This window comes from Herbaspirillum sp. UBA812, assembly GCF_002296545.1.
Taxonomy (GTDB): domain Bacteria; phylum Pseudomonadota; class Gammaproteobacteria; order Burkholderiales; family Burkholderiaceae_D; genus Herbaspirillum; species Herbaspirillum huttiense.
Window position 1 is genome coordinate 1 of sequence record NZ_DBIC01000377.1, and the last position, 11,735, is coordinate 11,735.

An 11,735-nucleotide genomic window follows, 5' to 3' on the forward strand; every position below is an offset into this window, starting at 1 on the left:
CCTGACGCTGGAACACAAGCCGCAGCGCGAGATCTTCTCCCAGCACGGTTTCTTCCTGCACAACCTGTTCAAGCAGGTGATCTTCGCGGACAAGCAGCTGGTGGCGCAGTACACCAGCCGCAACAAGATCCGCATGCGCTACGTCACCTTCTTCGCGGCGGTGACCGTATTGGGGGCATTGCTGGGCGGCTGGAGCTGGTCCTACATGGGCAATCGCCAGCTGGTGGCCAATGTGCAGGCCGACATGGACAAGGCCGTCAAGCTGCAGGAAAAGCGCCTGGACCTGCAATCGCGCTTCGAAGCGCTGGAGATCCTGCAGGATCGCATCGAGCAGCTGGATCGCTATCGTTCCAGCCGCCCGATCTCGGTGGGCCTGGGGCTGTACCAGGGCGATCTGCTGGAGCGCAAGCTGCGTGAGGAATACTTTGCCGGCATCAAGGAAATCATGTTGAAGCCGGTGTCCTCCAACATCGAAACCTACCTGATGGAAGTCAACGCCAATTCCGGCAAGCTGGAACCGATGGCCAAGCCGCCACAAGCCGGAGGCGTGACGACGGTGGCCGACAATGCGGCCCAGGCGGCCAATGCCCTGCGCACCTACAAGGACAGCTCGGCCACCAGCGTGGAAGATGCCTACAACGCGCTCAAGACCTACCTGATGCTGTCGGACAAGTCGCGCGCCGAGTCCAGCCATCTGAGCGACCAGATCACCCGCTTCTGGCGCGGCTGGCTGGAGACCAACCGCGGCACCATGCCGCGCGAACAGATGATCCGCAGCGCCGAACGCCTGATCAGCTTCTCGCTGGAGCAGATCAATGATCCGTCCTGGCCGACCGTGGAAAGCAAGCTGACCCTGGTCGACCAGACCCGCGAAAACCTGCGCCGCGTGGTGCGTGGCATGCCGGCACGCGAACGCGTGTATGCCGATGTGAAGGCACGCGCCGCCACCCGCTTCGCTTCCATGACCGTGGCCCGCATCGTCGGCGACAAGGACAAGGAACTGGTCATGGGCAGCTACGCCATCCCCGGCACCTTCACCCGCGATGCATGGGAGAAGTTCGTGCAGGATGCCTTCAAGGAAGCCGCCAACAAGGAATTGCAGAGCGCCGACTGGGTGCTCAAGACCTCCACCAAGGATGACCTGACGCTGGAAGGCAGTCCCGAGCAGATCCAGAAGGCGCTGGTGTCCCAGTACAAGACCGAATATGCACGCGAGTGGCAGAAATTCCTGCAGGGCGTGAGCATCGTCGAACTGCGCAACCTGGACGACGCCACCAATGCCATGAACCGTCTGGGCGACCCGCTGACCTCGCCGCTCAACAAGGTGATCAACACCGTCTACGACGAAACCTCGTGGGACAACCCGTCCCTGGTCGATGCCGGTCTGGCCAACGCCAGCAAGGGCTTCATGGGCTGGTTCAAGGAAACCATCCTGCGCCGCTCGCCGGCCCCGGTACCGACCCAGCTCAATACCGACGGCAGCACCGCCATCCCGATGGGACCGGTGGGGCGCGAATTCGCCGGCGTGGCACGCCTGGTGGTGAGCAAGGACAAGGGCAATTCGCTCATGCGCGGCTACATGGAGAATCTCTCCAAGCTGCGTACCCGCCTGAACACCATCAAGAACCAGGGCGACACCGGCCCCGGTGCCAAGCAGCTGATGCAGCAGACGCTGGAAGGCAATGGCTCGGAACTGTCGGACTCGCTCAAGTTCGTCGATGAAGAGATGCTGCCCGGCCTGAACGACCAGCAGAAGACCACGCTGCGCCCGTTGCTGGTCCGTCCGCTGGTGCAGGGCTTCAATGCACTGGTGCGTCCGACCGAAGGCGAAGTCAACAAGATCTGGCGTGCTCAGGTGTACGAACCGTTCCAGAACAACCTGGCCGCCAAGTATCCGTTCTCGCCCAATTCCAAGATCGAAGCCAACAGCGGCGAGATCGGAACGGTGTTTGGCGAGAACGGTGCGATCTCCAAGTTCGTGACCACGGCCATGGGTCCGCTGGTGGTGCGCCGGGGCGATACGCTGTCGCCGCGCAAGTGGGCCGACATGGGCATCACCCTGTCGCCGGCCATCACCACCAGCTTCGCCGACTGGATCAGCGCGCCGGGCGGTGCTGGTGCGGGCGGCGGTGCTGCAGAAGCGCAGACTGTGTTCCAGATCCAGCCCCAGCCGGCACCGGGCGCGCTGGAATACACCATCGAGATCGATGGCCAGCAACTGCGCTACCGCAACACCCAGGCGCAGTGGACCAACTTCGTGTGGCCCAATCCGCAAGGCGCTCCGGGTGCCAAGGTGACGGCCGTGACCTATGACGGCCGCACGGTGGAAGTGGCCAACCAGCCCGGACGCTTCGGCCTGGAACGCCTGATCAACACGGCCCAGCGCAAGCGCAAGGACAACGGCGCTTTCGAGCTGTCGTGGACCAATGACGGTGTGACGGTGGTGGTGAACCTCAAGATCATCAGCAGCGCCGAAGTCTCCGGCAACAGCAACGGTGCCGCCCGCGGCACGGCCGCTCTGCGTGGCCTGAAGCTGCCGGAAACCATCGCTGGCGGCGCACCGGAAGCGCCGACGCCTGCCCCGGCGCAGGTCCCGACGCCAGCGCCGGCCACTGCGCCCTCTGGCGCACCGGCAGCGCAAGTGCAATCGCAAACTCAATCCATGACTACAGGGGCTAAGCAATGAGTGCAACCGGCACCCCCATCAAGATCGGCTATTTCGGCAAGATTCCTGCGCGCGGGGATTTCATCAAGGCCACTGACAACGCCGCCCTGATCACGCTGCTGGACAACTGGCTGGCGCAGACCATGGAGCTGCTGTCGCGCGATGCGCGCTGGAAGATCATCTACGACGGCGTCAAGCCGCTGCACTTCGTGGTCATGGGACCACGCAGCCGGCGTGCCGTGGCGGGCCACCTGCGTGCCAGCGGCGACCAGTCGCAGCGACGCTTCCCGTTCATTTCGATGAGCGCCTTCGATATCGAAGACCCGGTCGCTTTCGTCAGCAACAGTCCGCTGATCCTCTCGCGTCTCTGGTCGCGGCTGGAATCGCTCACGCAAGGCGTACTGACGGCACCCGATCCGGCCCAGCCGCTGCAGACCCTGGCCTCGACCACGCTGGAACTGGACATCAACAGCGCCGGCTACACGGCGGCCTTTGCCGACTTCCTGGATCTGCAGACCACGGGCTCGCTGCAACAGATGCTGGCCGAGGCCGGCTTCACCGGCAATCTGCGCCAGTTGTTGCTGGCGCTGGGACTGCTGCTGCAGCCGGTCATGGCCAGCACCTCCAGCCGTCTGGACAAGAACCTGATCCTGCCACTGCCGCGCGACCCGATGTATCGCAGCCTGGTGGCCAGTTTCTGGATGCACCTGATCACGCCCTTCCTCACCCGGGCCGATTTCGAGCTGGCGCTGTTCCTGACGCGGCTGGATGATCAGCCGGCCATGTTCCTCGGCTTTTCGGGCGCTTCGCCGCGCACCTTGCATTCGGTGATGGACATCCAGGCCGGTGCCGAGCACAACATCCCCTTCGACGATGCCGACTGGGTGGAAGAACATGTGGGCAGCGACTACGGCATCCAGAAACTGTCCAGCTACCTGGCCCATCCCGACCTCTCGCTGACCTCGGCCCTCGCCTCATTCCGCGAAGCTTTCATCGGAGCCTGAATCTTGAAGACGAACATTCTTTCCCAAACCCGCCGGCTGGCACTGTTGAGCGCGGCCTGGTTCGCCTGCTCAGTCGTTCATGCACAGAACGTTGCGCCGCCGGTCGCCACGCCCGCACCGGGCCAGGTACTGGTGACCGGCACCGTCCCCGATGAAGCCAGCAAGGCTGCCGCGCTGGCGCGCCTGCGCGAAGTCTATGGCGCTGACCGCGTGGTGGATCAGATTGCGGTCGGCCAGGTGGTGCTGCCGGCCAACTGGAACAATCACGTGCAGAAGCTGATTTCGCCCAACCTCAAGGCAGTCAGCCGTGGCCAGCTCAAGATCGATGGCACCAGCGTCAGCATTTCGGGCGAAGTGTCCAATGAGGCGCAGCGTCAGCAGATTGCCAGTGACATGGCCAGCAGCCTCAATTCTTCCTATACCGTGAACAACGGCTTGCGGGTTTCCACTTCGGAACAGGGTCTGCTGGACAACGCCCTGGCCAACCGGGTGGTGGCCTTCGAAAGCGGACAGGCCACCCTGACGCCCGAAGGCAAACGCATCCTCGACGAGATCGCTGCGACCATGCTCAAGCTCAAGGGCCGGCACGTCGAGATCATCGGCAACACCGACAATGAAGGCCTGCGCGCCAGCAACATCTCGCTGTCGCTGGCCCGGGCTGATGCGGTCAAGGCCTACCTGAGTGCCAAGGGGGTCGATGAAAGTCTGCTGACGACCTCGGGCCAGGGTCCGGATCGTCCGGTCGCTTCCAACAATACGGCTGAAGGGCGTGCCAAGAATCGACGGATCGAATTCCGTATTGCCAAGTAAGACAAGACGCGGGCAAATCTCGCCCGGCATGAAAAAAAAGGAACCGCTTGTTTTGCGGTTCCTTTTTTCTTTGGGCGCGTCGCCAGGCGATGTTCAGTCCTGTGGCGGCGGTTGCAATCCCAGCAGTTCTTCGACGTGGGACAGTGCGGCGTTGTCTTTGATGACGGTTTTGAGCCAGGCGTGCAAGGGCATCTCACCCCATTGTGCGGCCTTGTCGGCCAGGTGCGCGACCGGGCTGTGGGGCTCGGTGCGGCGGAAGAACTCTGCCACGGCGCGCAGTTGGGCAATGGCTTCGGCACGCGTGCGGATCGGTCCCTGATGCTGGACCGGCGCTGCAACAGGGCTGCCTTGCTCACTCAATTGCGCGGCCACGGCAGCCGTATTTTCATCGGCCACGGCGATCTCTGCAGGAGCTACCGAACGCAGGCCGGTATCTGCTGCGAAGCGGGCGATGGTGTCGTGAACCAGGGTGATCGCCTCGCGGGCGGAGGAGAAGCCGGGACCATCGACACCGAGGCGCTGATCCACGGATTTTTCCAGTTGTTCCAAGCATTGCAGGCAGTACTGGGTATCGGCCAGCATGGCTTCATAGAAGGCATGTGAGCTGCGCTTGCGGGCCGATTCCATGACGGCCAGCTTGATGCCCTCTTCCGGCTGGCCGCCTTCGTTGGCGATCCGTTCAGCATTGGCCGCGCGGGTGCGGGCGGCGTCGAAGTCGAGCAGCGAGAAGGCGCTTCCACGGCCTTCGGTCAGGGGGATTTCGCGCGACATCTGCACCGAGCGCGACAGCAGCCAGGTCAGGTTGCCGACACGGCGGTCGTGGTCGCCGTCTTCCGACAGCGGATAGAGATGATCCCAGAACTGGTCGAACAGCCCGGCCACCAGCAGGAACCCATCCCCCAGACCGCGCAGGCCGCGCGTCTTGCAGGCGGCTTCGCTGTACCAGACGGCCAGGCGCAGGTCCTTGCTGCGGGTTTCGATGAGCTGGGCGCAGCGCTGCTCGACGAAGATCCAGTCGGCTTCCTTGATGTCGGTGACCCATTCGCCCTGGTCCAGGGTCGGATCATCGAAGCGGCGCGCCTCGGCAATGGCGTCCAGGTCGGCGGTGAAGGAGAGGTCTTCGCCACCGGGATGGTTGTCATTGATGGGCTTGAGCAGCGGGTCGACGGCAGAGGTGGGTGGCTTGACGCCGAGCAAGGATTTCAGGGTGGGCAGTTTCATGGTCGATGCGATCCCGATCAGTTATTTTCTTGTCATGATGATCCCCGTTGTTTCAGCATGCGCGTGCTGGAAGTGACGGGCCTTGGAGGGGGTTGGACAAGGGTTGGGGGCGGGTGTTCGCGGGGACGAGGCAATAAACGAAAAATTGTGCGGGACGATGAGCAGAGAGAGACAATCTCAAATGCTCCTGCCCCCCATGCTGATCATTGCGAGAGGAGCCGCGTGAAATCAAAATCGCGACCGAAGTCTGCCTGCAGGTCTGGTAAATCCTCGTACCAATGTTGATTGATCGGATTAAAACGGGAACGGGTGCGGCTCATCTACAACTCCTCACCCACAACTGTTCCTCTAGGCTAGACATTTCTTCGCCGTCTAACCGGTCAATCAGGACTCTTCAGATTCCCAAACAGGCCTCTACAGAACCTTAGTTGTCCAAAGAACGATGGCTCAATTTTTCACAGCGATCCCATCAATCCAAGCCTTCCGGCCAACTTGACTCTGGAGCACACCTCATTGCAACGTAGTAGCACAGCCCTAACGGCAGCCAAATCCAGAAGAACCAGATCATCAGAAACGCGAGAATCAACTCTACCGCGCCCATATGGTGACGATAGCACCGCCCTTCTTCTCCCGGAGCGAGATAGGGGATGTAGAAGAACAGGCTATTCAACAAGGAAATCCGCCGCTCACGCACATGTAGCGTCGGCAGATTGGATGGGCCTTGCTCCATGTACCTTCGCACATAGGACCAGATAGACTCCAAGCCTTGGGTTGCAATGTCGTTACCTCTGAGGGTGATCCGCTCAAGCACCTCCGTGGTTCCTGGTCGGCAAACTACCAATACCAAGGCGTATCTCACCATATAGACCTTGCCGTTGAATCCGGCCTGTTTGGTCAACTCGGCCTCGATGTCCGTCCAGTCGAAAGTCTTCAGCAGAAGTTTTCGGTGTGCGAAAGGGTTGAGACTGAGGCTGAAATCCTGTACGTGAATCTTTCCAGCACGACGGTCAAAACGTACAGGAAGATCACGTGGAATTCGACAGTCCAGCCAGATCAGGAACAGGCTGTAGCCGGCGAGGGCGAGGTTCTGAATCGTCAAGATCGTTATCACCAATGCAGATCTCGGGGGCGTGAAGATAGACGTGAAGACATGTGGCGCGAACCAGCACAGTATCAGCAAGACCGCCATTCCGATAAAAATGAAACCGCCTCGCAGAGTGGAGGATGCGCGAGAAATATCCAGTTTATCTTGATCGACACCGATCACATCCTCTTGCAAAGCCATGACAGAAACTTCTTCCTCCGCCATCGCCGCTCGGGCCGGGAGGTCCTCATACCAGAGGGAATTCGGTGGATTAAACCGCGATGTACTCATGAAAGAATTTTCTGTTATCCACGCCGACTCTCTTCATCCACTTCTGCAGGCCAACACGGCTCTGGAGCACACTTCATTGCAACGTAATGGCAAAGCCCAAGAGGCAGCCAGATCCAGAAAAACCAGATCGTCAGAAAAATGATCGAGTAATCCAGCCACCGCATCTTGCTACGGAAGCGCCGGCCCTCCTCGGTTGGGGAAAGGTAGGGCATGAAATGAAACAGGCTCTTGACGAAGCCGACACTCTGCTCACGTGTCATCAGCGCTGGAATACGGGACGGGCCGTAGGCCATGAACCGGCGGACATAGGACCACAATTGATACAGGGTCTCGGCACCAACGTCATTACCCTTGAGTGAAATACGGTCAATGACCTCGTTGGTTGCTGGTTTACAGATCACCAGCACCAACTCATGCCGAACGGAGTAAGTCTTCCCGGTAAATACTGAAGACTTGGCAATCTCCGCCTCGATCTGATCCCAATCATAGATCTTGATTTCCGTTCGCCAGCGCTTAAGACGTTGCAATGACGCCGTAAATTCGTAGACGTATATTTTTCTGGTGTTTCGATTAAATCGTACCGGCGTATCTCTCGGAAGAAGACAATCATAAAGAGCGAACAATCCCACTGCTATGATTCCGCCCGCCAGCATTACGCAATAAAAGAGTCCAAGCAAAGGCGCGAGACTGAAAAAGTCGCCCCACCGATGGATCAAGAAAGGAATAAAGAATCCGAAGGAAATTAAAAAAAATGATATACCGATCAGGACGCCAAGCCCCCTGATGACAGACGATGTGCGTGAAATTTCCAGGTAATTTTCATCGACGTGATTCAGATCCTCATCAAGGAGCGGACTATCCAAGCGCTCATTAAAGTCAATTCCTGAATCGCGCTTAGGGAGGTCCTCATACCAAAGAGGATTTTTCGGATTAAATCGGCTTGTATTACTTGTTGTCACACTTCCTCCGCTACCAACGTACTAGCCAGGCAATCCTCACTATTGGTGGCATCAGGAAAGAAATTGAATGTGATCACGGCACTTTTCAGTCGTCATTTTTTAATCTGTTTAAGGTGACTTGCCAACGTGGTATCTGGTTGACATGCCCCAGAAGATACGAAGAATCGAATTCGCACAACGATCTCATGCAGATGGCGAAGACTCTCAGTCAATATCGAAAATAGAAGGTTCCATACTCCCCGGGATCACCGTCTTTTCTCTTTTCTTTTGATGACTTCTTTAAGTCAATTCGTGATGGATTTCCCCAGCCCAACGCTGCAAAAACACGTTCTGCGACGCGCGCAAATGGTAATAATTTAAATCCCATGTTGATAGTGAATGCTGAGAAGAAAATGATCAAAAAGGCCAATATGTAGTAATTAGTCATATCCAGAAATATTTCTGCAGTAAACCCCAGGACGAATCCCAGACAAGTAAAAACAACTATAGAAATCAGGAAAACAACCCATATCAGCCATGCATTCAACACTGATCTCCAGTGCGCCAAAACACCACGACTACAATGCGGATAAAGAGCAATCATCCTGTCGGAAGGCCGTGCTATCGCGACCAACTCTTTTCCATTAATTGTTCGGCGATAAATGACATCAGCCATATCCCCTTCTGCAAAGGGGCTTCTCCACACCCACCCTTTGTACTTTTCTCCATCAATGTCAAATGAAAGATAATCTGCCACCTCTTCAATATTAGAGGCATTCGCCATCTGGGATGTCGCTACGCCACCCATGCCAGCAAAGGCGTTTGCTACGGCAGACATCTCCATTACACGTTGATCGTTTCTTGTAAGTACGAAGCTAGCCTCAGCTCGGGTACATTCGTAATTTTTAATGACACCGCTTACCATAAGCAGGTCTTCATCAGTTTTCATTCTTAAAAAAGAAGTCATTAAAGTACCCCAATCTCAATAAGCGATTTTTCAAGCTCTTTTCGCTGTACAGATATTTCACCGTATGCAGAATTTGCCGTTCTTTTTATACCGAATAAGGAAAGTGAAGACTAGGTTTCGAGCGCGTCATCGATAATTACAAGAAAATTTTTGCGCACCGAAGGATAGCTCATGCAAAAGTCAAGCTCAGAATTATCAATGATGAGCTTGTGACGCAAGAAAAAGGGGACGCAGGCTCTCTCACCTGACGTCGACTCCCTGTTATGTCACCGACCGCATTTCTGGTCTTCTGGCTGATAGATTCCAATAGAAAGGAACCTGGCCGTCATCAATTTGTCTCAGGCAGACTGTATTGATTAGCAATCACCATCCTTGCTGCCCCATCATCATCCTCATCTGCAGAGAGCGATAGCGATGTCCGATAACGAAAAGCCGGTGCCCGCTGGCAAAGCAAAAACAAATACCCAGCATGACAGCAAAGTAGACGTCCACTATAACGCGACGGAACTCTACTTCCGCCCCGAGACGGGCGAGTTGCTGCTTGTCCCCAGGTCGGAGGCGCTGGCGTTCGAGAACCATGGCAAAGCCATGTGCAAGGCGGTCGACGACTTCCAGCAGGCAAATATCGGACTGAGCCAGGCGATCGCCGCTTTTGGAAACTTCAAAGGTTCCGATCCTATTGCGAAGGCCAACGCAGAAAAGGCCGTGACCAACGCCGAACAGCAAGTCAAGAAAGCCAACGACGCCCTTCGAGAGAAGATCAGCAAGCTGACTGACATCAGCAATGGCGGAACGGCCATCGTCGAACTGATCCCCATTCGGCAGTTGAAGGGCGACGGGCGAGGCAGTCGTACGCCGTCAGGGCAGCGTCAGGCGCAGTACGGCCGGAAGATGACCTATGTCGTCCCAGAACGAATCAAGCCGCACTGGCGCACCTACTCACTGACGTCAAAGAAAGATACCCAATCCGGCCACAAGAGCGCACTGAAGAAAGACGCCAACGGTAAATACAAGATCGACAAGGAAAAGCTGACCGAACAGCTCCGCACCATCAAGCCCAAGATCAAGGCCGATTTTTACAATTTCGACGAACATGCCGTCACTGGCGTATTGGGTGATTGGGCAGAAAAATGGAACGCCAACCTGAAGGTGTCCTATGCAAGCAACCATGTCGACCTTTCAGGGCAGGCACAGCTGATGCGATACATGGCGGGGGTGGGCGCTTCGACGGAATGGGAACCCACTGAGGGCAAGATTGGGCTGAAGGCAGAAGCGAAGGCAGATTTCGCGCTTGCTGAAGCAAAGGGGGCGATGAAGCTCTTCGCGCCTCATCGCTTGGGATGGGTGTGGCAGTTCAGTGCCAGCGACGGCAAGACCTATCCGCTAGGTGCAGTTCGAGCAGAGTTCGGCATCTCTCTGTCCGGAATCGTGGGTGCGAGCGCCGTGGCAGAACTGGGCTGCGAACTCAAGATAGAGCCAAAGAAAATCGGGCTTCGCGGAGTTCCACCGCCAAATCGCAGGCTCTTCTCGGTGAACGATGAAGGAGTCCAGATAGCTGGACGTGACACTGAAATCACGCCCGCCAAAGCAGAACTGGGCGTTTTTGCCGGGGCTAAAGCTGACGCCGATGTCAGCGGTGCTATTCAATGGCTTAACCCTGAAGACAAAGCGCAAAAATTCAAGGATTTCGCAAAGATCGCCCCGGGCGTCAGTGCCATGGCGGGCGCGGGTATCAGCGCCAAGCTGGAATTGACCTACATTGATGGCAAATTTCGTTTCCTCATGTCAGCCAGCCTCTGCGTCGGTGTAGGGGCAAAAGGAAAGATCAAGTTCGAAGTCGACGCCCGGCTGATAGGCGAATTCATGGTCTGGGTCTTCTATCAGCTTTATCACGCCAATTATGAAGTGTTGGCATTCATCCGCAGGGAAGCATTTGCGGCAATCACGGATATCCAGTTCCTCGTGATCCAAAGCGGCCAGAACGCAGCCAAATTCCTATTGGATGATTTGACCCAAATCCAGGCCTATGTCGATGCCGTGATAAAAAATTTCGAAGCCTCGGAACGCCGAAATGCATTGGCGGCCAATGTGCTGAGCAATCCCAAGATGCTCAGAATCTCGACGCCCGAAGCAAAAGGCATGCTTCTCTACCAGCTAACGCGGCACGGCAAGGCAGATTGGCTGGACAACGGCAATTACATCGGCTTGGATGCTTACCACCAGCGGAAAAAAGCCGTCCTGTTGATTTTGAGCTGGACCCAGACGCTGGCAGATTTCCAGAATGTGCTGCAACACCTTACCGCCCGTGGCAGCAAGACAACCGAAGACACTCGCTCGCATCTCAAGCGTTTTCTGCAATTGGGGGTGAACGATATGGATGACGAACTGGACACCATCGAGCGTCGCTTGAAGCGTCAACCCTCACGCGGCTATGCGGTGGCCATGAATGACTCGCCGCGCTACGACTTTTTGCGTGGAGACAATCCCAATTTCACCATGCTGGCTCAGGTTGAGCCGATCAACCAGATCGACCCGATGCATATCGGACCGGATGAAGACAAGACCATGTACGCCTGATGCCCCCGGCATCGTCCGGTCGTGCTGTTGCCGACGATGATATGCGGACGATCAACGCGCAGTCATCGGTTTTATTGTGCCAACCCAGCGCAGCGGAAACTATAGCCAGCCACAGGAGGCTTGAAGCCGCTTTCCTTCCACAATTTGGTCATTTTTTCGTCGATACCGTCGGCCCGTC

At 57.0% G+C, this 11,735-nt stretch carries 8 protein-coding genes; 4 read left to right on the top strand and 4 right to left on the bottom strand.

What is annotated here, in order from left to right:
• The 3 genes from B3873_RS24890 to B3873_RS24900 all read left to right on the top strand — a co-directional run.
• On the top strand, positions 1-2,686 hold a 2,686-nt coding region (locus tag B3873_RS24890), incomplete at its 5' end, for an ImcF-related family protein (RefSeq protein ID WP_286869687.1).
• On the top strand, positions 2,683-3,669 hold the full coding sequence (gene tagF / locus B3873_RS24895; protein WP_034330839.1) for a type VI secretion system-associated protein TagF: 987 nt from the start codon (positions 2,683-2,685) through the stop codon (positions 3,667-3,669). The genes B3873_RS24890 and tagF, both read left to right, overlap by 4 nt.
• A 3-nt stretch (positions 3,670-3,672) precedes the next feature.
• Positions 3,673-4,479 (top strand): OmpA family protein, encoded by an 807-nt coding sequence (locus B3873_RS24900; protein WP_286869690.1) that lies wholly within the window; start codon positions 3,673-3,675, stop codon positions 4,477-4,479.
• Positions 4,480-4,572: 93 nt separating this feature from the next.
• On the opposite strand, the gene tssA is transcribed toward B3873_RS24900, so the two are convergent.
• The 4 genes from tssA to B3873_RS24920 all read right to left on the bottom strand — a co-directional run bounded on the left by tssA (position 4,573) and on the right by B3873_RS24920 (position 8,980).
• Positions 4,573-5,700, bottom strand: a complete 1,128-nt coding sequence (gene tssA, locus B3873_RS24905; protein ID WP_121045733.1) for a type VI secretion system protein TssA — start codon at positions 5,698-5,700, stop codon at positions 4,573-4,575.
• 469 nt (positions 5,701-6,169) lie between these two features.
• Entirely contained in the window at positions 6,170-7,075 is a 906-nt protein-coding gene (locus B3873_RS24910; RefSeq protein WP_286869693.1) for a DUF6708 domain-containing protein, read from the bottom strand.
• A 14-nt stretch (positions 7,076-7,089) separates the two neighbouring features.
• Entirely contained in the window at positions 7,090-8,034 is a 945-nt protein-coding gene (locus tag B3873_RS24915; RefSeq protein ID WP_286869695.1) for a DUF6708 domain-containing protein, read from the bottom strand.
• Between the two features lie 208 nt (positions 8,035-8,242).
• Positions 8,243-8,980 (bottom strand): putative type VI secretion system effector, encoded by a 738-nt coding sequence (locus B3873_RS24920; RefSeq protein WP_158601290.1) that lies wholly within the window; start codon positions 8,978-8,980, stop codon positions 8,243-8,245.
• Between the two features lie 414 nt (positions 8,981-9,394).
• Here B3873_RS24920 and B3873_RS24925 point away from each other — a divergent pair, with 414 nt between their 5' ends.
• The gene (locus B3873_RS24925; protein WP_286869698.1) at positions 9,395-11,557 is read left to right on the top strand and encodes a hypothetical protein; all 2,163 of its coding nucleotides are present in this window, start codon (positions 9,395-9,397) and stop codon (positions 11,555-11,557) included.
• Positions 11,558-11,735 lie beyond the last annotated feature (178 nt).